This is a genomic window from Streptomyces sp. NPDC001787 (assembly GCF_040297465.1).
Lineage (GTDB): Bacteria > Actinomycetota > Actinomycetes > Streptomycetales > Streptomycetaceae > Streptomyces.
Genome location: NZ_JBEOZE010000010.1, coordinates 218,363 through 239,493, shown reverse-complemented (window position 1 = coordinate 239,493; position 21,131 = coordinate 218,363). Strand labels below are relative to the sequence as shown.

Below are 21,131 nucleotides of genomic sequence, written 5' to 3'. Positions count from 1 at the left end.
CAAGAGACTGAGCAGCAGGGGGGATCCGGTGGGACGGAGCAGCACGCCCGGGGAGGGGACGCGGCCACGCGTCCGGCATGCCGATCAACTCGGCTGGGACGAGAGTCTCTACGAGGGTGACGGCGAGGGCGGAAGCGGGAGCGGAAGCAAGGAGAGGGGCCGAGGCCGGAACGCCGGCGGAGGCAACCATTCCGGTTCATCCGGGAGCGGGCACCGGGGCGGCGGGCCCCACCGTCGCGGCCGACGCGCGGCCAAACGCGGCAAACGACGCATACTGCGCTGGGTCGCGTCCGTGCTCGCCCTGTTGATACTCGGTGCCGGTGGCGCCGGCTATCTCTACTACGAGCACCTCAACGGCAACATCAAGAAAGAGGACCTGACCCTCGGCGACAAGAAGATGGCCGATCACAAGGCCAACGCCGCCGGTCAGACCCCGCTGAACATCCTGCTCATCGGCTCCGACGCGCGGGACTCCAAGGAGAACCAGAAGCTCGGCGGCGCGAAGGAGACCTTCGGCGCCCAGCCGCTCGCGGATGTGCAGATGCTGCTCCATCTCTCAGCGGACCGCAGCAATCTCTCGGTGGTCAGCATGCCGCGCGACACGATGCTGAAGATGCCCAAGTGCACCGATCCCAAGACGAACAAGGTGTATCCGGCCAGCACGGGCGACGTACAGACCAACGCGAGCCTGGGCCGCGGCGGCCCCGGCTGCACGGTGGCCACCTGGTACGAACTCACCGGCATCACGATCGACCACTTCATGATGATCGACTTCGCGGGCGTGGTCTCGATGGCCGACGCGATCGGCGGCGTCCCCGTCTGCGTCGACGCCAACATCGAATCGCGCTCCAGCGACGGCAAGGGGTCCGGGCTGAAGCTGGAGAAGGGCACCACGTCCATCAAGGGCAAGCAGGCGCTCCAGTGGCTGCGCACCCGGTACGGCTTCGAGGACAACACCGACCTCGGCCGGGCCAAGGCCCAGCACCAGTACATGAACTCGATGGTCCGCGAGCTGCGCAAGGGCACCAAGCTGACGGACCCCGCGAAGCTGATGAACCTCGCCGAGGCCGCCACCGACGCGCTGACGGTCGACAAGGGCCTCGACACGGTCAAGAAGCTGTACGACCTGGCCGAGGAGCTCAAGAAGGTCCCGACCAAGCGCATCACCATGTCGACCATGCCGAATGTGTACGGCACGGGCACGCTGAAGGGCCGGGTGTTCCCCAAGGCGGGTGACGCCGAGCAGCTGTTCCGGATGGTGCGCGAGGACATCCCGCTCGACGGCAAGGCGTCCAAGCGCAAGGCGACGGTCGCCAAGGACCCCTCCGCACCGGTCGGCGAGATCGCGGTCAGTGTGCGCAACGCGACCCGCTCCGACACCCTCGGCTCGGCAGGGGGCCGTGCCGCCGCGGTGGTGAGGACGCTGAAGGACGCCGGGTTCGCGAAGGCCACGGTCGACTCGCAGAACATGACCGGAGCGGCTCGGACCGGGATCCTGTACCCGAGCGCCGATATGGAGGGCGATGCCCAGGCGGTCGCCAAGGCACTCGGCATCCCGGTCTCGCTGGTGAAGAAGTCCACCGATGTCTCGGGCATCTCACTCGCGGTGGGAGCCGACTGGCGTGAAAACGGGGCCTACCCCGCGCCCAAGGGCCAGGAGAAGACCCCGGACTCGGCCGAGGCGCTCAACGGCGAGGAAGAGGCGTGCATGAAGGTCAACCCGAACTACATCTGGTCCTGACCGGCAGCGACCGTACGGCCCGCCCGGCCGGCCGCGACCGGACGAAGGGAGGGGCCCCACCGCGAACGGTGGGGCCCCTCCCTTCGTCGTACGTCGTCGTTCCGGCGGCGCGGGGCCGGATTCGGCGTCAGACGGTCTGCCGGGGAGCCTCCGGGCGGCGGCTGGCGATGACCTTCCGCGCCAGGGAGCGGGGGCTGGTGAGGAAGCCGTACCCCCAGGACATGTGCATGGTGGCGAGGGCCACCGGGATCTGGGCACGGGCCTTCAGCGGCAGACCCTTCCCCGCGGGCAGTGACCCGGCCGCGATGGCCGCGACATAACCGGCCGGGACGACGAAGGCCCACGGGGTGACGGCGGCGCCCACCACGATGCCCGCCGCGATGGCGCAGACGGCGGTCGGCGGGGCCAGGTAGCGCAGGTTGATCGAGCCCGAGTGGTAGCGGGCGACAACATGGCGCCAACGGCCGTAGTCCTTGTACTGCTTGGCGAGCGCCCGCACGGAGGGACGTGGGCGGTACTGGACCTTCAGCTCGGGCGAGAACCAGATCAGGCCGCCCGCCTCGCGGATGCGGAAGTTCAGCTCCCAGTCCTGGGCACGGATGAACTCCACGTTGTAGCCGCCCGCCCGCTCCAGGGCCTCGCGGCGGAAGACGCCCAGGTATACCGTCTCGGCCGGACCGGCCTGGCCGCCCGTGTGGAAGGCCGCGTTGCCGACGCCGATCTTCGAGGTCATCGCGGCGGCGACGGCGTCCTCCCAGGCGTTCTCGCCCTCGGCGTGCATGATGCCGCCGACGTTCTGCGCACCGGTCTCCTCCAGCAGCCGGACCGCGGTCGCGATGTAGTTCGGCGAGAGCATGCCGTGCCCGTCGACCCGTACCACGATCGGGTGACCGGAAGCCTCGATCGCGGCGTTGAGGGCGGCAGGGGTACGGCCCGTGGGATTGGGCACGGTGTGGACCCGGGGGTCCTCCGCGACGAGCTCCGCGGCGATCTCGTCGGTCCGGTCCGTGGAGGGGCCGAGCGCGATGACGATCTCCATCTCACCTGCGTACTCCTGCTCCAGGATGTGCCGGACCGAGTTCCTGAGATGGCGTTCCTCGTTGAGTACCGGCATGATCACGGAGACGGCGGGGTGCTGCGCGGCAGACATGTGGTCCTCGGGGGTCCTCGGGGGCGCCAGGGGTTTCCCACCCCGCAAGGCGTCGTTATTCGGCCGCCACGTTACCGCGAATGGGGGATAGGGTCGCGCGCCGCCGGCTCATGGCCCGTTATGCAGATCGTATGGGCCTACGGTGCGAACGGTCCCCCTTGCACCGCGGAGGTGTCCCCCCGTGCCCACGCCTCACCGACCGTCCCGACCGCCGCACCCCCGCACCACTCCCCCGCAGCGCAGACCCCCGCAGCGCTCCGGTCCCCGCACCCGGAGCCGGAAGCAGGACGAACGGCCCCGCTGGGGCATGCGGGTGGCCACCGGCCTCTCCGTGCTCGTGCTGGGCGCCGGGGGGATCGGCCATGCCATGGTCAGCAGTCTGGAGACGGGGATCAATCGCGTCGACCCGTTCAAGGACATGAAGAACCGCCCCGCCGGGGGCCACGGCATGAATCTGCTGCTGGTCGGGACCGACGGCCGCGACAGGATCACCGCGGAGGAGAAGAAGAAGTACCGGCTGGGCGGCGCCCCCTGCCACTGCACCGACACGATCATGCTGGTGCATCTGTCGGCCGACAAGGAGCGGGCGAGCGTCGTCAGCCTCCCCCGCGACAGCTACGCCGAGGTCCCCGAGCACACCGACCGGAACACGGGCAAGCACCACGCCACCCATCCGGTGAAACTGAACGCGGCGTACGCGGAGGGCGGGCCGACCCTGACCGTACGGACCGTCGAGCACATGACCGGCGTCAAGATCGACCACTATCTGGAGGTCGACTTCACCAGCTTCATGAAGACGGTCGACACCCTCGGCGGGGTGAAGATCTGTACGGCCGGACCGATGAAGGACTCGTACACCGGGCTCGATCTGGCGGCCGGCACCCATGAGCTGGACGGCGGCCAGGCCCTTCAGTACGTACGGTCCCGGCATATCGACGGGGCCTCCGACCTGGGCCGGATGCAGCGCCAGCAGAAGTTCATGGCGGCGCTGATCAAACAGGCCACCAGCAGCGGGGTACTGCTGAACCCGGTGAAGTTCCAGCAGGTCTCCTCGTCCGTGCTCAGCTCGCTGCGGGCCGACAAGGAGTTCGGTACGGAGCAGATGCTGGCCCTCGGCAAGGCGATGCGCGGCTTCAGTCCGGCCTCCTCCGAGTTCACCTCCGTACCGGTGGGGAACGTCAGCTTCCCCGTCCAGGGCATCGGCTCCACGGTGCGGTGGGACGAGAAGAAGTCGAAGAAGCTGTTCCGGGCGCTGCGCGACGACAAGCCGCTCGCCCCGCACAAGCCGGGCAGGCCGGCGCTGCCGAAGGCGACGCCGGTCGATGTGGCACCGCAGCAGATCCGGGTGCAGGTCTACAACGGAACCTTGAAGGACGGCCTCGGCAAGGAGGTGGACGCGGCGCTGCGCGCCACCGGGTTCAACACCTCGGGCGCCCCGCTCAACGGGGAGCTGCGCGATCTGAAGCGGACGCTGGTGACGTACGACCCCCGGTGGGACCGGTCGGCGAAGTCCCTCGCCACCGCGCTGCCCGGGAGCGAGCTGAGGGCGGTGAAGGGGCAGGGCGGCACGATGAAGGTGACGGCCGGCGCGGACTTCGGCACGGTGCAGCGGGTGCGGTCGGAGAACCCGGAGCAGGGACAGTTCGGCACGGTGACGGGAGACGAGGTGGTCTGCCCGTGACCGTGCCCGCGGGGACCTCGGTGCCGGTGCCGGTGCCGGCGGTTCGTCCGGCCGAGGCGGTCCGCCCGTGACCGGTCAGTCGTCGATGCCGTCGGCCACGCGCCTCTCGCGCAGTTCCTTGATCGCGCGGCGCCGGGCCAGCCGGTGCGTGCGCCGGATCTGGGCCTCCTGGTAGCGCCGCTTGTCGCGCTCCGTCTCCGGGATCACCTGCGGTACGGCGCGCGGCTTGCCGTCCCCGTCGACGGCGGCGAACACCAAGTAGGCGCTGCCGACCTGCTGCGCGGGGGTCGACTCGTTCCAGCGCTCGGCCATCACACGGACGCCGACCTCCATGGAGGAGCGGCCGGTCCAGTTCACCTGGGCACGCACATGGACGAGGTCGCCTACGCGCACCGGCTCCAGGAAGACCATCTCGTCCATCGACGCGGTCACGGCCGGTCCTCCGGAGTGCCGGCCGGCCACGGCGCCCGCGGCGTCGTCGACAAGTTTCATGATCACGCCGCCGTGCACCGTACCCAGCAGGTTGGTGTCGTTTCCGGTCATGATGTGGCTGAGGGTGGTCCGGGAAGCCGCGGTCGGCTTGCCCGGAATCTCACCCTCCGGGTGCGGGGCCTGATCTGTCATGCCCTCCACCTTATGCGCGGGCTTGTGTCCCGCGGAATGCATCAGCTTGGCAACAGCCCTGGACCGATTTCCCTTACACCCTGTAATAACGACGCGCCCGGACGGCACACTGGTCGACATGAACGATTGGCCCGATCGACGGACCGGTGACCGCAGCGACCGCTACGGGCAGGGCAGTGCGAGCCCCCAGCCCGAAAGCGCCCGCGCGATGCCGCACATCCAGCGTCGACCGGCCCCGCCGCGGGCACCGCAGGTACCGCCGCAGGGCCAGGGGTACGACGACCGCTACGGCGGTCGCGAAGGTGATTCCTCCTACGACAGCGGCTACAACACGGGCCAGGTCTACGGCGGCGGCTCCGGCCACGGCGGTGGCGGTGGCGGTGGTGGCCGACGCGGTGGCGGAGGCGACGGCGGTTACGTCCAGGGCCGCCCCGCTCCCGACTGGCGCCGCCGGATCAAGGTGGGCGCGCTGACCCTGGTGGTCGTCGTGCTCGCCGTCTCCATCTCCACGTACTTCTGGGCCGACTCCAAGCTCAAGCGCGAGGTCGACCTCTCCAAGGTCATCGAGCGGCCCGAGGGCGGCGACGGCACGAACTACCTGATCGTCGGCTCCGACAGCCGGGCCGGCATGACGGCCGAGGACAAGAAGAAGCTCCACACCGGTTCCGCCGAGGGCAAGCGGACCGACTCGATGATGATCCTGCACGACGGATCCAACGGCCCGACGCTGGTCTCCCTGCCGCGCGACTCGAACGTCGAGATCCCCTCGTTCGTGGGCTCGGAGTCGGGCAAGAAGTACGAGGGCAGGGGCCGGACCGTCAAGCTGAACGCGGCGTACGCCGAGGACGGCCCCGAACTGCTGGTCCGGACCGTCGAGTTCAACACCGGGCTGCGCATCGACCACTACGTCGAGATCGGCTTCGGCGGCTTCGCCAAGATCGTGGACGCGATCGGCGGGGTGGAGCTGGACATCCCCAAGGCGTTCAAGGACAAGAAGTCCGGTGCCGACTTCCAGGCGGGCAAGCAGACGCTGAACGGCGAGCAGTCCCTCGCCTTCGTCCGTACCCGGTACGCGTTCGCGGGCAGCGACCTCGACCGTACGAAGAACCAGCAGAAGTTCCTCGCGGCGCTGGCGAGCCAGACGGCGACGGCGTCCACGATCCTCAACCCGTTCACGCTGTACCCGACGATGGGCGCGGGCCTGGACACGCTGATCGTGGACAAGGACATGTCGCTCTGGTCGCTGGGCCAGATGTTCTTCGCGATGAAGGGCGTCACGGGCGGCGACGGCACCTCGATGAACATGCCGATCTCGGGCAGCGTCGGCGGGAACCTGGTCTGGGACAAGGAAAAGGTCAAGCAGCTCGTCCAGCAGCTCAAGAACGACGAGAAGGTCACCGTCACCGAAAACTGACGGCAGGCACCGCGAACGGCCCCCGGCGTCATGCCGGGGGCCGTACCTCTTGTGCGGTTCGGACGCGGTCCGGAGCCCTGCGCCGGGGCAGGATCCGGAACCCCGCTACGGCAGGTTGCGGGCCATGACGATCCGCTGGACCTGGTTCGTGCCTTCGTAGATCTGGGTGATCTTCGCGTCGCGCATCATCCGCTCCACCGGGTAGTCCCGCGTGTAGCCGTAGCCGCCGAGCAGCTGGACCGCGTCCGTGGTGACCTCCATCGCCACGTCGGAGGCGAAGCACTTGGCCGCGGCGCCGAAGAAGGTGAGGTCGCCGTCGAGGCGCTCGGACTTGGCGGCTGCCGCGTAGGTGAGCTGGCGGGCCGCCTCCAGCTTCATCGCCATGTCGGCCAGCATGAACTGGATGCCCTGGAAGTCGGCGATCGGCTTGCCGAACTGCTTGCGCTCCTGGACGTAGCCCTTGGCGTAGTCCAGGGCGCCCTGGGCGATGCCGATGGCCTGGGCCGCGATCGTGATGCGGGTGTGGTCCAGGGTCTTCATCGCGGTGGCGAAGCCGGTGCCCTCCTCGCCGATCATGCGGTCGGCGGGGATACGGACGTTGTCGAGGTAGACCTCGCGGGTCGGGGAGCCCTTGATGCCGAGCTTCTTCTCCGGGGCGCCGAAGGAGACGCCCTCGTCCGACTTCTCGACCACGAAGGCCGAGATGCCCTTGGAGCGCTTGGTCGGGTCGGTGACGGCCATGACCGTGTAGTACTCGGAGACGCCCGCGTTGGTGATCCAGCGCTTCACCCCGTTGAGGACCCAGAAGTCACCGTCGCGGACGGCCTTGGTCTTCATGCCCGCCGCGTCCGATCCCGCGTCCGGCTCGGAGAGCGCGTACGAGAACATCGCGTCGCCCTTGGCGAGCGGGCCCAGGTACTTCTTCTTCAGCGCCTCGGAACCGGAGAGGATCACCGGGAGCGAACCCAGCTTGTTCACGGCGGGGATGAGGGAGGAGGACGCGCAGGCGCGGGCCACCTCCTCGATCACGATGACCGTGGCCAGGGCGTCGGCACCCGCGCCGCCGTACTCCTCCGGGACATGGACGGCGTGCAGGTCCGAGGCGACCAGGGCGTCCAGCGCCTCCTGCGGGAAGCGGCCCTCCTCGTCCACCGCGGCGGCGAACGGGGCGATCTTCGCCTCGGCGAGGGAACGGATCGTCTCGCGGAGCATGTCGTGCTCCTCCGCCGGACGGTACAGGTCGAAATCGGTCGAACCCGCCAAGACGCTCACTCCCCAGGGTGCTAACTACCGTTAAGTAACCCAATTTTAGTGGCCCGGCCGCGCGATGGCCTACGAGAACGACGAGTGAGCTTCACGACAGGGGTGGGGCATATGGGATACCCAGGGCAAATGGAGAGGGAAATTCCCGTGGCAGGAGGCCCGACTATGCTCGGCTCCGCATGTCCGTCCACCTCTCCAGGAGCACTCCATGGCCCTCAGGATCACCGTGATCGGCACCGGCTACCTCGGCGCCACCCATGCCGCGGCCATGGCGGAGCTGGGCTTCGAAGTCCTCGGACTGGACGTCGTGCCGGAGAAGATCGCACTGCTCTCGGCCGGCAGGGTGCCGATGTACGAACCGGGGCTGGAGGAGATCCTCCAGAAGCATGTCGAGGGCATCGAGGGCTCCACCGGCCGGCTGCGGTTCACCACCTCCTGGGAGGAGGTGGGTGCCTTCGGCGACGTCCACTTCGTCTGTGTGAACACACCGCAGAAGCACGGCGAGTACGCCTGCGACATGAGCTACGTGGACAGCGCCTTCGAGTCGCTCGCACCGCATCTCACGCGGCCCGCCCTCGTCGTCGGGAAGTCGACCGTGCCGGTGGGCTCCGCCGCCCGGCTGGCCGCCCGGCTCGCGGAGCTGGCGCCGGTGGGCCGGGCCGCCGAGCTGGCCTGGAATCCGGAGTTCCTGCGCGAGGGCTTCGCCGTGCGGGACACTCTGCACCCCGACCGGCTCGTCGTCGGCGTGGCGAGCGAGGGGGCCGAGAAGCTGCTGCGCGAGGTGTACGCGGCTCCGATCGCCGAGGGGTCGCCGTTCGTGGTGACCGACTTCCCGACCGCCGAGCTGGTGAAGACCTCCGCCAACTCCTTCCTCGCGACCAAGATCTCGTTCATCAACGCCATGGCCGAGGTCTGCGAGGCCGCCGACGGCGATGTGGTGAAGCTGGCCGAGGCGATCGGGTACGACGAGCGGATCGGGAAGAAGTTCCTGCGGGCCGGGATCGGGTTCGGGGGAGGCTGTCTGCCCAAGGACATCCGGGCGTTCATGGCGCGCGCCGGTGAGCTGGGCGCGGACCAGGCGCTGACCTTCCTCCGCGAGGTCGACTCCATCAACATGCGGCGCCGCGGCCACATGGTGGAGCTCGCCCGGGAGGCAGTGGGCGGCAGCTCCTTCCTGGGCAGGCGGGTGGCGGTGCTGGGCGCGACGTTCAAGCCGGACTCCGACGACGTACGGGACTCGCCCGCCCTGAACGTGGCCGGGCAGATCCACCTCCAGGGCGGCCAGGTCACGGTCTTCGACCCGAAGGGCATGGACAACGCCCGGCGGCTGTTCCCGACGCTCGGCTACGCGGACTCGGCGCTGGACGCCGTGCGCGGCGCGGATGTGGTGCTGCACCTCACGGAGTGGCGCGAGTTCCGCGAGCTGGACCCGGCGGCGCTGGGCGAGGTCGCGTCCCACCGGATCATCCTGGACGGCCGCAACGCGCTGGACAGCTCGGTGTGGCGCGAGGCCGGCTGGACCTACCGGGCGATGGGCCGTCCGAAGGCCTGACTGAGGACGCCGGTCCCGGGTCACGGCTGCCCGAAGGCCCCGGGGTGCCGGGGCCCGGGTCGCGGCCCGGCGCGCGGCTGCCCTCAGCCGCGCCTGGCCCGGTACGTACGCATCTTGGCGCGGGCCCCGCACACGGACATGGAGCACCAGCGGCGTCGTCCCGCCGGGCTGCGGTCGTAGTAGACCCAGCGGCAGTCCTCCGCCTCGCAGGCCTTGAGCCGCGGCCAGGTCCCGTCGGCCGCCGCGGCGGCGATGGCCTCGGCGACCCGCGCGGTGAGGGCCGCCGCGCCGGTGGACCCGGAGGCGGCGGTGACGGGCCGGAGCGCCGCCGCGCCCGCCGCGTCCACCGATACGCGCAGTGGCGCCGCGGCCAGCAGTCCGTCGAGCGGGGGCCGCGCCGACGCGCCCGCGGGGGGCCGGTGGCCCGCGTGGGCCAGACAGGCGCCGCGCAGCGCCTCGCGCAGCTCACGGGCGGCGGGTACCTCGGCCGCGGTGAGGCCGTACGCGGCGCGGCCATCCGCGGTGTCCAGGGCATCCGCGCCGGTCTCGATGTTCAGCGTGTTCACCAGGTCCTCGATCAGTACGAGTGCTCCGGGTGCGGCGGCCCGCTCATTCATGGTTGCGACGTTACCCCCGATACGGGAGCATGGGGTAACGGTTACCCATTGAACCGCTTTACAGGTAACCACTTGGACGCCCGGTTCCGACCCTGGAGGAGAAGCATCATGGCCATCGCCACCTTGGGCACCGTCGTACTGGACTGCCCCGATCCCGTCGCGCTCGCCGGTTTCTACGCCGCCGTGCTGGGCGGCGCCGTCAAGAGGGTCGAGGACTCCGGGGACAGCTGGGTGGAGCTCTCCGGCGGCACCGGCACTCCGCTCGCGTTCCAGGCGGCGCCCGGCTTCGTACCGCCGCGCTGGCCGCACGCGGACGGCTCCCAGCAGTTCCACCTGGACCTGACCGTGCCGGATCTGGACGCGGCGGAGAGCGAGGTGCTCGCGCTGGGGGCGCGGGTGCTGGACGCGGCGGACCGGCAGCGGTCGTTCCGGGTGTACGCGGACCCCGCCGGTCACCCGTTCTGTCTGTGCGCCGCCTGACGGCCGGACGGTTCGGCCGGACGGCCGCCTGACGGCCGGGGTGTCCCGGCGCTCGACCGGCCCGGCCGTCGTACGTGTGCGGGGGCCGGGTCCCGTCCGGACCCGGCCCCCGCGACCACGGGTCAGACGACCGGGCCGTCCAGATCGTCGATCGTGGCGTGCGACGGGCCGCGCCGGGTCTGGATGTCCCGGGCGACGGCTTCCGCGTCCCGCAGCACCCGTACGGCGTTCCGCCAGGTCAGCTTGGCCACGTCGGTCTCCGACCAGCCGCGGGCGAGGAGTTCGGCGATCAGGCGCGGGTAGCCGGAGACATCCTCCAGACCCCGCGGCAGGAACGCCGTGCCGTCGTAGTCGCCGCCGATGCCGATGTGGTCGACACCGGCGACCGCGCGCATGTGGTCGAGGTGGTCGGCGATGGTCGCCACGGTGGCCACCGGGCGGGGGTAGGCCGCCTCGAAGTCCTCGTGGACACGCATGGCCTGCGGGGTGGTGTCCAAGTGGTGCAGGCCGTGCTCACGCATGTTCCGGTCGGCGGCCAGCGTCCAGGCACCGGCCGCGGGCAGCACGAACTTCGGGACGAACGTCGCCATGGCGACACCGCCGTTGGCCCGCAGCGCGCCCAGCACGTCGTCCGGGATGTTGCGCGGGTGGTCGCAGACCGACCGGGCGGAGGAGTGCGAGAAGATCACCGGCGCGGTGCTGGTGGCGAGCGCGTCCCGCATCGTGGTGGCCGCGACATGGGAGAGGTCGACCAGCATGCCGATGCGGTTCATCTCCCGTACGACCTCGCGGCCGAACTTCGAGAGGCCGCCGAGGCGCGGGGAGTCGGTCGCCGAGTCCGCCCAGTCGATGTTGTCGTTGTGGGTCAGCGTCATGTAGCGGACGCCGAGCCGGTACAGGCCGCGCAGGGTACCCAGCGAGTTGTTGATGGAGTGGCCGCCCTCGGCGCCCATCAGGGAGGCGATCCGGCCCTCGGCGCGGGCGCGCTCCATGTCATCGGCGCTCAGCGCGCGCCGCAGATGCTGGGGGTGGCGGGCCAGCAGTTCGGCGACCACGTCGATCTGTTCGAGGGTGGCGCTGACGGCTTCGTCGCCGCGCATGTCCGTACGCACGTAGACCGACCAGAACTGCGCGCCGACACCGCCGGCCCGCAGCCGGGGGATGTCGGTGTGCAGGAGGCCGGTCTGGTCGGTGGCGATGTCGCGTGCGTCGAGGTCGTAGCCGACCTGCTCGCGCAGCGCCCACGGCAGGTCGTTGTGGCCGTCGACGACGGGGTGGGCGGCGAGGATCTCCCGGGCCCGGTCCAGGTGGTCCACCGGGCGCCTACTTTCCGAAGCCGAAGGAATCGGAACCCTCTACCTTGGAGCGCAGTCTTCTGCCCTTCTCGGTCGCCTGGTCGTTGAGCTCCTGGAGGAAGTCCTCCATCCGGGTCCGGAGCTCGTCGTCATGGGCGGCGAGGACGCGCGCGGCGAGCAGGCCCGCGTTGCGCGCTCCGCCGACCGAGACGGTGGCGACGGGAATCCCGGCGGGCATCTGCACGATGGAGAGCAGGCTGTCCATGCCGTCCAGGTACTTCAGCGGAACCGGAACACCGATGACGGGCAGCGGGGTGACGGAGGCCAGCATGCCGGGCAGGTGCGCCGCGCCGCCCGCGCCCGCGATGATCGCCTTGAGCCCGCGGCCGGCCGCCCGCTCGCCGTACGCGATCATTTCGCGCGGCATGCGGTGCGCGGAGACGACATCGACCTCGTACGGGATCTCGAACTCGTCGAGCGCCTTCGCGGCCGCTTCCATCACGGGCCAGTCGGAGTCCGAGCCCATGACGATGCCGATGACGGGACCGGTGGCGGGAGAGGTGCCCGCGGGGGTGCCGGTGGCGGTGCCGGGGGAAGTCATTCGGTGATCGTTCCTCGCAGGTAGTCGGCCGCGTGCCGGGCGCGCTCCCGCACGTCCGCCAGATCGTCGCCGTAGGTGTTGACATGTCCGACCTTGCGGCCGGGCTTCACGTCCTTGCCGTACATATGGATCTTGAGCTGCGGGTCGCGGGCCATGCAGTGCAGATACGCCTGGTACATGTCCGGGTAGTCGCCGCCCAGGACGTTGCACATGACGGTCCAGGGGGCGCGCGGGCGCGGGTCGCCCAGCGGCAGGTCCAGGACGGCCCGCACGTGGTTGGCGAACTGCGAGGTGATCGCGCCGTCCTGGGTCCAGTGCCCGGAGTTGTGCGGGCGCATCGCCAGTTCGTTGACCAGGATGCCGGGCTTCCCGTCGGGTCCCCGGGTCTCGAACAGCTCCACCGCGAGGTGGCCGACGACGCCGAGCTCGGCCGCGATGCGCAGCGCGAGCTGCTGGGCCTCTCCGGCCAGCTTCTCGTCGAGTCCGGGTGCCGGGGCGATGACCGTGTCGCAGACGCCGTCGGTCTGGATCGACTCGACGACCGGGTAGGCGACGGCCTGGCCGTGCGGCGAGCGGACGATGTTGGCCGCCAGCTCCCGTACGAAGTCGACCTTCTCCTCCGCCAGGACCGGGACACCGGCCCGGAACGGGTCGGCGGCGTCCGCCTCGGAGCGGACCACCCACACGCCCTTGCCGTCGTAGCCGCCGCGCACGGTCTTGAGGACGACGGGGAAACCCCCGACCTCCTCGGCGAACGCCGCGGCATCGGCCGGGTCGCTCACGATGCGGTGGCGGGGGCAGGGCACACCGATCTCCATGAGCTTGGCGCGCATCACCCCCTTGTCCTGGGCGTGCACCAGGGCCTCGGGGCCGGGGCGCACGGGGATGCCGTCCGCCTCCAGGGCACGCAGGTGCTCGGTCGGGACGTGTTCGTGATCGAAGGTGATCACGTCACAGCCCTGTGCGAAGGCACGCAGCGTGTCCAGGTCGCGATAGTCGCCGATGACGACTTCGTTCACCACCTGGGCGGCCGAGTCCTGGGGAGTGTCACTGAGGAGCTTGAATTTCAGGCCGAGGGGGATGCCCGCCTCGTGGGTCATACGGGCGAGCTGACCGCCGCCGACCATGCCGACTACCGGGAACGTCACGCTCCCAGGGTATCCGCCGTGCCGGTACTCCCCCGCCGCTGTCCGGATCGTCCCCCGATCACCCGCATCACACCGGCATCTTCGCCGCTCACAGGCATCACACAGGCATCACACGGGAGGGCTGGATAGCATGACGGAGTTGACGAGACCTACGGACGGGGCTGAGCGATCACCATGAGCGAACGGGGCGCACTGCGGACCCGGCTTGATCTGCTGGCCCGGGAGGTCGCCAAGTTCGGCGCGGTCGGCGCGCTCGGCCTCGTGGTCAATATCGCCGTCTCCAACCTGATCTGGCGAACCACGGACATTCCGGTGGTGCGGGCCGGTCTGATGGCGACCTGTGTCGCCATCCTCTTCAACTACGTGGGCTTCCGACACTGGACCTACCGGGACCGTGACAAGACCGGCCGGACCCGCGAACTGATGCTGTTCCTGCTGTTCAGCGCGGTGGGCGCGGTCATCGAGACCGGGGTGCTGTACGCGGCGACGTACGGCTTCGGCTGGAACAGCCCGGTCCAGAGCAATGTCTTCAAGATCCTCGGTATCGGGATCGCCACGCTGTTCCGCTTCTGGTCCTACCGCACCTGGGTGTTCAAGGCGCTGCCCGCCGAGGAGGCCGTGCTCAGCGCGGAGAAGTTTCTGGAACAGCGAGGACCGTCCGACCCGATGACCCCGGGCGCCGCCGCGCCGAACCCCGTACGCCGCTGACGCCGGGCGGGGGCTTCCGGCGGACCGGGCGCGACCGCTCACCGGAAGGGGCGTGGCCGCTCAGCGGACCGGGCGGTCCGGGTCCTTGCGATTCAGCGCGACCCGGCTGAGGAAGAGCGCGAAGACCGCCGGCTGCTGCTGGAGCAGTTCGAGCCGCCCGCCGTCCGCCTCCGCGAGATCCCTGGCGACGGCCAGGCCGATTCCCGTGGAGTTGCGGCCGCTGATGGTGCGCTCGAAGATCCGGGCCCCGAGGTCGGCGGGGACGCCGGGGCCCTCGTCCGTCACCTCGATGACCGCCTGGTTGCCGGTGACCCGGGTCCGCAGGGCGACGGTGCCGCCGCCGTGCATCAGGGAGTTCTCGATCAGCGCCGCCAGGACCTGGGCGACCGCGCCGGGGGTGCCGACGGCCCGCATCCCGTGCTTGCCCGAGCAGACGATGGCCCGGCCCGCGCTGCGGTAGGCGGGGCGCCACTCCTCGATCTGCTGCTTGACGACCTCGTCCAGATCGAAGACGACGGCGGAGCCCGTACGCGGGTCCCGGGAGTTGGTCAGCAGCCGCTCCACCACGTCGGTGAGCCGCTCTACCTGGGTGAGTGCGATGTTCGCCTCCTCCTTCACCGTGTCCGGGTCGTCGGTGACGGAGATCTCCTCGATCCTCATGGAGAGCGCGGTGAGCGGGGTGCGCAGCTGATGCGAGGCGTCGGCGGCGAGCCGCCGCTCGGCCGTCAGCATCCGGGCGATCCGCTCGGCCGAGGAGTCCAGCACATCGGCGACCCGGTCCAGCTCCGGCACCCCGTAGCGCTTGTGGCGGGGGCGCGGGTCGCCCGAGCCGAGGCGTTCGGCGGTCTCGGCGAGGTCGGTGAGGGGCGAGGCCAGCCTGTTGGCCTGGCGTACGGCCAGGAGCACCGCGGAGACGATCGCGAGCAGCGCCACCGCGCCGATGATCAGCAGGGTCCGGCCGACCTCACGGGTGACGGCCGAGCGGGACTCCTCGACGGTGACCTTCTCGCCCTGCTCACCCCGCTCCGAGCTGCGGATGACATTCCCGGTGGGGCGCTCCCCGACCTCGATGGGGTCGCGGCCGGGGATCTCGACCAGCGCGTAGCGGCTGGAGTCGACCTGCTCGGCCAGCACCCGGGGGTTGATCCGTTCCTCGCCCAGCAGCCGGCTCTCGACGACGCTGATCAGCCGCAGCGCCTCGGTGTCCACGCTCTCCTGGGCGCCCGCGCTGATGGTGCGGGTCTCCACGATGACCAGGGAGACACCGAAGACGGCGATCACGACGAGCACCACGGCGAGCGTGGAGTTGATCAGTCGACGGCGCATGGGGGCTTCGCCTCGTCAGCTCTTTCTCGGAACGGCTCTCGGAACGGCTCTCGGCTCTCGGATCCCGGACTTCCCGGACCAGCTCTTCCCGGACCAGCCCTTCCCGCACCCGTCCGTCCTGAATCGGTTCCTCCGGACCGGCTCTTCCCGGATCAGCTCTTCTCGAACCGGAAGCCGACGCCCCGGACGGTCGCGATGTAGCGCGGGTTGGCCGCGTCGTCGCCGAGCTTCTTGCGGAGCCAGGAGATGTGCATGTCGAGCGTCTTGGTGGAGGACCACCACGTGGTGTCCCAGACCTCGCGCATCAGCTGGTCGCGGGTGACGACCCGGCCGGCGTCCCGGACCAGGACCCGCAGCAGGTCGAACTCCTTCGCGGTGAGCTGGAGCTCCTCCTCGCCCATCCAGGCCCGGTGGGACTCGACATCGATCCTGACCCCGTGGGTGGCGGGCTGCGCGGCGGGCTCGGTGGCGCCGCGGCGCAGCAGGGCGCGGACCCGGGCCAGGAGTTCGGCGAGGCGGAACGGCTTGGTGACGTAGTCGTCGGCCCCGGCATCCAGCCCGACCACCGTGTCGACCTCGTCGGCGCGGGCGGTCAGCACCAGGATCGGCACGGTGTGACCATCGGCACGGAGCCTGCGGGCGACTTCGAGACCGTCCATCCCGGGCAGGCCCAGGTCGAGGACGACCAGGTCGACACCGCCCTGGAGTCCGGCGTCGAGCGCGGTCGGACCGTCCTGGCGGACCTCGACCTCGTAACCCTCCCGACGCAGTGCGCGGGCCAGTGGCTCCGAGATGGATGCGTCGTCCTCGGCGAGCAGTACACGGGTCATGTGGTGATGGTAGACCGCACGGGCCGCTGGGAGTGAGGCGCTCGCCAAGGCCTGCGGGTCAGACCCGAAAGGCGGTTCGCAACCTTCGAATATGCGACTGCGATTCCACTAATCCCTGTGATCCACATCTCATGTCCTTTCATATCGGGGCGTGGCGTGTCGTATGGTGTCCCGACGCCTGTTGCACTACTCAAAGACCTTTGGGCAGCTTTAAGCGCCAAAGGTCTTTTTTGTGTGCGGGCTGGCCGAGCGCCAGTCCTGACGTGAGTGAATGACCTGTGGGCCGGGCCCGGAGCGCGAGGACGCGCGCCGGGCGTGGATCCCGACGCGGTTCTTCCCCCGCCCACGGCGCCGGACTCTCCCCAACCGGGTCCGGCGCACGGGGCGAATCCCCTTCCAGGCGCAGGGGACGGGGCTCACCGTGTCGGTGCCGGCCACCCCCCACCGGGCGCGTAACGCTCACCAGGCGACGCGTCCCGACCAGCAAGGATCGACCATGGCGTCCAGCCTGACGAAGGACTCGGCCAGTACTGCCGGCGGAAAGACCTTCTTCGGCCACCCCCGCGGCCTGGCCACTCTCTTCATGACCGAGATGTGGGAGCGCTTCAGCTTCTACGGCATGCGGGCCCTGCTCCCGCTCTACCTCGTCTCCAGCTCCGGGCTGGACATGAACGCGGCCACCGCCACCGCGATCTACTCCATCTACATGGCGATGGTCTACCTGCTCGCCATGCCCGGCGGCTGGTTCGGCGACCGTGTCTGGGGGCCGCGCAAGACGGTCACCATCTCGGCCTCGGTCATCATGCTCGGCCATCTGACGCTGGCCCTGCCCGGCACCGGCACCTTCTTCGCCGGTCTGGGACTGGTCGCGCTCGGTTCCGGGCTGCTGAAGGCCAACATCTCGACGATGGTCGGCCACCTCTACTCCGGCCCGGACGACCCGCGCCGCGACGGCGGCTTCACCGTCTTCTACATGGGCATCAACCTCGGTGCCTTCGCCGCCCCGCTGATCATCGGCACGATCGGCGAGAAGGTGAACTGGCACCTCGGTTTCGCCATCGCCGCGCTCGGCATGGCGCTGGGTCTGGCCCAGTTCCTCATCGGTACGCGGCACCTGGACGCACGCTCCAGCGTCGTCCCGAAGCCGCTGTCGCACCAGGAGCGCCGCTCCACCCTGCGCAAGGGTCTGCTGTGGCTGATCGCCGCCGTCGTCTTCTACGGCGTCCTGGTGGCCACGGATGTCTACACGCTGAACTGGGCACTCGTCCCGATCACCATCGCCGGTCTGGTCATTCCGGTCGCCGTGCTGGTGCGGATCAAGCGGGACAAGGACCTCTCCGCCACCGAGCAGTCGAAGATGTCCGGATACATCTGGTTCTTCGTGGCGGCGGCCGTCTTCTGGATGATCTACGACCAGGGCGGCTCGACGCTGTCCCTGTTCGGCGAGTCCTCGACCACGAACAGCCTGTTCGGCCTGGACTTCCCGACCTCCTGGTACCAGTCGGTGAACCCGGTCTTCATCATGGCGCTGGCTCCGGTCGTGGCCTGGATCTGGCTGGCGCTCAACCGGCGCGGCAAGGAGCCGAGCACGGTCGTCAAGTTCGGCTCGGGCCTGTTCCTGGTCGGTGTCTCGTTCCTCGTCTTCATGATGCCGCTGACGCTGACCTCGGACGGCGACAAGGTCAGCCCGATGTGGCTGGTCTCGATCTACTTCCTCCAGACCGTCGGTGAGCTGTGTCTCTCCCCGGTCGGCCTCTCGGTCACCACGAAGATGGCTCCGGCCAAGTACGGCAGCCAGATGATGGGTGTCTGGTTCCTTGCCGTCACCGCGGGTGACTGCACCACCAGCCTGCTCTCGCTGGCCGGGGTGGATCTGAACAGGACCGGGATGGTGGGGCTGGAGGCGGCGCTCGCGGTCCTGGCCGGGTTCGCGATCTGGATGTACCGCAAGAAGGTCACCGCGCTCATGGGCGATGTGCGCTGACGCGCAGCGGCCCGTAAAGACACATGACGCCCTGCACAGGCGCCTGCCGATGCCTGCTGACGCGTCTGATGTGTAGGCCGTAGGCGCCTGTACGGGGAAGGGCCGCCGCACCGGGAGACCGGCGCGGCGGCCCTTCGTCGTGTGCTGCCTCAGCGGGTTCCGCGGAGCCTGCGCCACGGGGTGAACGTGAACACCGCGCCACCCAGCAGGATCGCCGTACCGGCGACCAGGCCGAGTGCCCGCAGGGCGCCGTCGTTCTCGGCCCCGGTGTCGGCCAGACCGCCGCCGGAGTCCGTACCGCCACCGGATGCCCCGGCGCCGCCGGAGCCCGCCGTGTCACCGCCGGACGCGCCGCCCGGCTGGGCGGAGGTGTCCAGTTCCAGCGAGACCGCGACCCCGGAGGGCGGGGTGCAGGTCGTCTTCGTACCGGCGGCCATCACGGTCAGGACACCGGGACTGAGCGTGGACCTGCCGCTCGCGCCCGGCTTGTACGTACCGGTGAGATCGGGGATGTCGATCGGTGCGCCGGTCTTGATGACCTCCTTGTTCAGGGGGCCCTCGACATGGACGGTCCCCTTGTCCGCGCCGCCGAGTTTGACCTCCATCGAGGGCTTCACCTGGTTCGCCGGGATGTCGATCGGGCTGTCCATCACCGACTTGCTGAACTTCACGGTGAGGGCGTAACTGCCGCCGCTCTTCTTGGCGCTGATCTTCACCGGGGAAGTGGCGTTCTTGTCGCCGATGGGCGTCTTGCAGGCGTACGCGACGGACACCTCCTTGCCGGGGAAGTCCGTCTCGCCACCGCCGCCCCCGCTGGAACCGCCGGACGCGGCGGAGCCCCCGGAGTCCGTACCGCCGGCCGCCGTGCCTCCGGAGGTCGTCCCTCCGGCGTTCGTACCGCCGTCCGTGGTGCCGCCGTCCGTGGTCCCCCCGTCGGACGTGCCGCCGGTGGACGTGCCGCCGCCCTCCGTCACCTTGATCGTGGCTCCGGGCCGGACGGCCTCCTTCGGAGCGCACTTGGTGTCCGTGGAGATCGGCTTGGACACGTTGATGCTGTACGCGTCCGGGGTCAGCGTGATCTCGCCGGCCTTCTCCAGCTTCAGCGTGCCCTTCATGTCCGGCAGCAGCATGGCGCTGTTCTTCGGGATCGGCGGGTTCTGCCGCGGCCCTTCCATCTTCAGCTCACCGCTCGCCGCACCGCCCACCTTGACGGTGCCGGTCGGCTTCACCGTGTTCTCGTCCAGGTCGAGTATGTCGGGGTTCTTGGAAGCGGCCGCCACCGTCTTCCAGACGACCTCGATCTCGTCGCCCACCTTGGCTTCGGCGGGCGCGGTCAGCTTCACCTCGGTGGTGCCCTGCACGGCGGGCAGTCCCGAGATGGGCGGCGGAACGCACTCCGTCGCGTACGAGACGTCAGCGGCCTGGACCGGGCTCGCGGCCAGCAGTATGCCCGCGCCGCCGAGCATCAGCGCGACTCCGGCCGCGCTCATCCTCCGTTGCGTACTCACGAATGTCCCTTCGTCGTGGGTCTGTTGTCTGACGGTGCGGAATCCGGGGTGAACCACGGCAGCGCGGCCGTGGTCGTGGTCGTGGCCGCCGGGTCCGCGGCGGAGGGCCGCTCGGGCGCGGTGCCGTCCCCGCGGCGCAGGCCGGGCAGTCTCGCGGTCACCTCGGACAGCTGCGGATGGCGGTGGCGTCCCGTCCGGGCCCCCGCCCGGTCCGGGCGGGGCCGTACCTTGTCCACGATCGCCATGCCGATACGGAAGACGGCGGCCGGCACGACGACGCAGAGCAGGATCCAGAAGAGCGTGACGCCCCAGGGGCGGCCCACTCCCCATGGCTGCTCGGCCAGCACCTTCGTGCCGTACTTCAGGGAGATCCGGTAGTCGCCGTGGGCTCCGGCGGCCAGTTCGACCGGAAGCTTGATCTGCGCCTTGCGGCCGGGCGCGACGGTGCCGCGCCACTGGTGTTCCTCCCACCGCGGGGCGTACACACCGTGGGAGGTGCCGACCTGGAACACGGGGTCCTTGACCGGAGCGGAGCCGAGGTTGCCGACGGTGAGGACCAGCCGCCGGGAGGCCGGCGCGCCGAACCAGGTGAGGAGCGAGCTGTCCCCTTCCAGGCGGGTGGTGGCCAGCACCGCGAGCTTCCCGCCGTCCGGCTGCGGCAACGGTGCCGTCGGGTGCCCGGCGACCGTGAACACCGCCTCGGCCGAGGCCCGTTCCCCGGTGACCGTGGCGACATGCACCACGCACGGGCAGGGTTTCGGCGGCTCGGAAACCGGCATCTTCTTGCTGAAAGCGCCCGACTTGCCGGTGGTGACGGCCCGGCCCTCGGCGTTGGCGCAGGAGTTGGTGCCGCCGATCACCCCCCTGTCCGGTGTGGACTGCCCGCAGATCAGGAGCATCAGCAGCGTGTCGGCGCGCCAGCCGCTGCCCTTGACGGTGATCGCACCACCCTTGCCCGCCTCGCTCTTGGAGAGGGTGATCTTCGGTTCACCGTCCGCCGCGCGGGCACCGGAGGAGCCCAGGAGCAACAGCACCGGGAGCAGGGGGACGAGCACCAGCGCGGCAAGCACCACGGGCAGCGCGGGCAGCGCGGGCAGCGCGGGCAGCGGTGCGAAGCCTCCGCGACGGCCGTTCCGTGCCGGGCGTGACGGCCCGGCCGGTTCCCTCATGTCCCTCGCACCTCCCGCGGCTCCCGCACACCGCATGTCC

The 21,131-nt window shown here is 70.1% G+C and carries 18 protein-coding genes; 7 read left to right on the top strand and 11 right to left on the bottom strand.

What is annotated here, in order from left to right; all coding sequences use genetic code 11:
• The first annotated feature begins 28 nt into the window (after nt 1-28).
• Nucleotides 29-1,741, top strand: coding sequence for an LCP family protein (locus ABT170_RS17140; protein ID WP_329943691.1), 1,713 nt, complete (start codon nt 29-31; stop codon nt 1,739-1,741).
• Between the two features lie 127 nt (nt 1,742-1,868).
• Here ABT170_RS17140 and ABT170_RS17135 read toward each other — a convergent pair whose 3' ends face one another.
• Complete coding sequence (locus ABT170_RS17135; RefSeq protein ID WP_351868142.1) at nt 1,869-2,891, bottom strand: glycosyltransferase family 2 protein; 1,023 nt, start codon at nt 2,889-2,891, stop codon at nt 1,869-1,871.
• A gap of 181 nt (nt 2,892-3,072) precedes the next feature.
• Here ABT170_RS17135 and ABT170_RS17130 point away from each other — a divergent pair, with 181 nt between their 5' ends.
• Nucleotides 3,073-4,572, top strand: coding sequence for an LCP family protein (locus ABT170_RS17130; RefSeq protein WP_502970528.1), 1,500 nt, complete (start codon nt 3,073-3,075; stop codon nt 4,570-4,572).
• A gap of 75 nt (nt 4,573-4,647) precedes the next feature.
• Here ABT170_RS17130 and ABT170_RS17125 read toward each other — a convergent pair whose 3' ends face one another.
• Nucleotides 4,648-5,196 (bottom strand): acyl-CoA thioesterase, encoded by a 549-nt coding sequence (locus ABT170_RS17125; RefSeq protein WP_329943693.1) that lies wholly within the window; start codon nt 5,194-5,196, stop codon nt 4,648-4,650.
• Between the two features lie 118 nt (nt 5,197-5,314).
• Here ABT170_RS17125 and ABT170_RS17120 point away from each other — a divergent pair, with 118 nt between their 5' ends.
• A complete protein-coding gene (locus tag ABT170_RS17120; protein WP_329943694.1) occupies nt 5,315-6,610 on the top strand; it encodes an LCP family protein in 1,296 nt (431 codons plus the stop codon).
• Between the two features lie 105 nt (nt 6,611-6,715).
• Here the strand turns inward: ABT170_RS17120 and ABT170_RS17115 are convergent, their stop codons facing one another.
• Nucleotides 6,716-7,873 (bottom strand): acyl-CoA dehydrogenase family protein, encoded by a 1,158-nt coding sequence (locus ABT170_RS17115; protein ID WP_329943923.1) that lies wholly within the window; start codon nt 7,871-7,873, stop codon nt 6,716-6,718.
• A 208-nt stretch (nt 7,874-8,081) separates the two neighbouring features.
• Between ABT170_RS17115 and ABT170_RS17110 the strand changes: the two genes are divergently transcribed.
• Nucleotides 8,082-9,425 carry a UDP-glucose dehydrogenase family protein gene (locus ABT170_RS17110; RefSeq protein ID WP_329943695.1) on the top strand — a complete coding sequence of 448 codons (1,344 nt, stop codon included), beginning with the start codon at nt 8,082-8,084 and terminating at the stop codon, nt 9,423-9,425.
• An 83-nt stretch (nt 9,426-9,508) separates the two neighbouring features.
• Here ABT170_RS17110 and ABT170_RS17105 read toward each other — a convergent pair whose 3' ends face one another.
• Nucleotides 9,509-10,042, bottom strand: a complete 534-nt coding sequence (locus ABT170_RS17105) for a CGNR zinc finger domain-containing protein (RefSeq protein WP_351868137.1) — start codon at nt 10,040-10,042, stop codon at nt 9,509-9,511.
• 108 nt (nt 10,043-10,150) lie between these two features.
• On the opposite strand from ABT170_RS17105, the gene ABT170_RS17100 reads away from it, so the two are divergent.
• A complete protein-coding gene (locus ABT170_RS17100) occupies nt 10,151-10,522 on the top strand; it encodes a VOC family protein (RefSeq protein ID WP_351868134.1) in 372 nt (123 codons plus the stop codon).
• Nucleotides 10,523-10,644: 122 nt separating this feature from the next.
• Here the strand turns inward: ABT170_RS17100 and ABT170_RS17095 are convergent, their stop codons facing one another.
• From ABT170_RS17095 to ABT170_RS17085, 3 genes are read right to left on the bottom strand one after another with little or no spacing between them, the layout of a single operon-like run.
• Nucleotides 10,645-11,838 (bottom strand): dipeptidase, encoded by a 1,194-nt coding sequence (locus ABT170_RS17095; protein ID WP_329943698.1) that lies wholly within the window; start codon nt 11,836-11,838, stop codon nt 10,645-10,647.
• A 7-nt stretch (nt 11,839-11,845) separates the two neighbouring features.
• A complete protein-coding gene (purE, locus tag ABT170_RS17090) occupies nt 11,846-12,418 on the bottom strand; it encodes a 5-(carboxyamino)imidazole ribonucleotide mutase (protein WP_329943699.1) in 573 nt (190 codons plus the stop codon).
• On the bottom strand, nt 12,415-13,566 hold the full coding sequence (locus ABT170_RS17085; protein ID WP_443034308.1) for a 5-(carboxyamino)imidazole ribonucleotide synthase: 1,152 nt from the start codon (nt 13,564-13,566) through the stop codon (nt 12,415-12,417). The genes purE and ABT170_RS17085 overlap by 4 nt, the downstream gene beginning before the upstream one ends.
• A 174-nt stretch (nt 13,567-13,740) precedes the next feature.
• Here ABT170_RS17085 and ABT170_RS17080 point away from each other — a divergent pair, with 174 nt between their 5' ends.
• On the top strand, nt 13,741-14,274 hold the full coding sequence (locus ABT170_RS17080) for a GtrA family protein (RefSeq protein WP_329943700.1): 534 nt from the start codon (nt 13,741-13,743) through the stop codon (nt 14,272-14,274).
• A 60-nt stretch (nt 14,275-14,334) separates the two neighbouring features.
• On the opposite strand, the gene ABT170_RS17075 is transcribed toward ABT170_RS17080, so the two are convergent.
• Nucleotides 14,335-15,600: a sensor histidine kinase gene (locus ABT170_RS17075; RefSeq protein WP_329943701.1), complete on the bottom strand. Its 1,266-nt coding sequence runs from the start codon at nt 15,598-15,600 to the stop codon at nt 14,335-14,337.
• Between the two features lie 152 nt (nt 15,601-15,752).
• Nucleotides 15,753-16,430, bottom strand: coding sequence for a response regulator transcription factor (locus tag ABT170_RS17070; RefSeq protein ID WP_329943702.1), 678 nt, complete (start codon nt 16,428-16,430; stop codon nt 15,753-15,755).
• Between the two features lie 496 nt (nt 16,431-16,926).
• Between ABT170_RS17070 and ABT170_RS17065 the strand changes: the two genes are divergently transcribed.
• A complete protein-coding gene (locus ABT170_RS17065) occupies nt 16,927-18,414 on the top strand; it encodes a peptide MFS transporter (protein ID WP_329943703.1) in 1,488 nt (495 codons plus the stop codon).
• A gap of 149 nt (nt 18,415-18,563) precedes the next feature.
• Here ABT170_RS17065 and ABT170_RS17060 read toward each other — a convergent pair whose 3' ends face one another.
• Both ABT170_RS17060 and ABT170_RS17055 read right to left on the bottom strand, forming a co-directional pair.
• The gene (locus tag ABT170_RS17060; protein ID WP_351868129.1) at nt 18,564-19,904 is read right to left on the bottom strand and encodes a hypothetical protein; all 1,341 of its coding nucleotides are present in this window, start codon (nt 19,902-19,904) and stop codon (nt 18,564-18,566) included.
• 14 nt (nt 19,905-19,918) lie between these two features.
• Nucleotides 19,919-21,091: a hypothetical protein gene (locus tag ABT170_RS17055; RefSeq protein WP_351868126.1), complete on the bottom strand. Its 1,173-nt coding sequence runs from the start codon at nt 21,089-21,091 to the stop codon at nt 19,919-19,921.
• Nucleotides 21,092-21,131: the final 40 nt, after the last annotated feature.

Bases quoted from the DNA above. Each gene is read 5' to 3' on its own strand.
- ABT170_RS17135 (WP_351868142.1), bottom strand. From the start codon at position 2,891: ATGTCTGCCGCGCAGCACCCCGCCGTCTCCGTGATCATGCCGGTACTC.
- ABT170_RS17125 (WP_329943693.1), bottom strand. From the start codon at position 5,196: ATGACAGATCAGGCCCCGCACCCGGAGGGTGAGATTCCGGGCAAGCCG.
- ABT170_RS17120 (WP_329943694.1), top strand. From the start codon at position 5,315: ATGAACGATTGGCCCGATCGACGGACCGGTGACCGCAGCGACCGCTAC.
- ABT170_RS17110 (WP_329943695.1), top strand. From the start codon at position 8,082: ATGGCCCTCAGGATCACCGTGATCGGCACCGGCTACCTCGGCGCCACC.
- ABT170_RS17105 (WP_351868137.1), bottom strand. From the start codon at position 10,042: ATGAATGAGCGGGCCGCCGCACCCGGAGCACTCGTACTGATCGAGGAC.
- ABT170_RS17100 (WP_351868134.1), top strand. From the start codon at position 10,151: ATGGCCATCGCCACCTTGGGCACCGTCGTACTGGACTGCCCCGATCCC.
- purE (WP_329943699.1), bottom strand. From the start codon at position 12,418: ATGACTTCCCCCGGCACCGCCACCGGCACCCCCGCGGGCACCTCTCCC.
- ABT170_RS17080 (WP_329943700.1), top strand. From the start codon at position 13,741: ATGAGCGAACGGGGCGCACTGCGGACCCGGCTTGATCTGCTGGCCCGG.
- ABT170_RS17075 (WP_329943701.1), bottom strand. From the start codon at position 15,600: ATGCGCCGTCGACTGATCAACTCCACGCTCGCCGTGGTGCTCGTCGTG.
- ABT170_RS17070 (WP_329943702.1), bottom strand. From the start codon at position 16,430: ATGACCCGTGTACTGCTCGCCGAGGACGACGCATCCATCTCGGAGCCA.
- ABT170_RS17065 (WP_329943703.1), top strand. From the start codon at position 16,927: ATGGCGTCCAGCCTGACGAAGGACTCGGCCAGTACTGCCGGCGGAAAG.
- ABT170_RS17060 (WP_351868129.1), bottom strand. From the start codon at position 19,904: ATGAGCGCGGCCGGAGTCGCGCTGATGCTCGGCGGCGCGGGCATACTG.
- ABT170_RS17055 (WP_351868126.1), bottom strand. From the start codon at position 21,091: ATGAGGGAACCGGCCGGGCCGTCACGCCCGGCACGGAACGGCCGTCGC.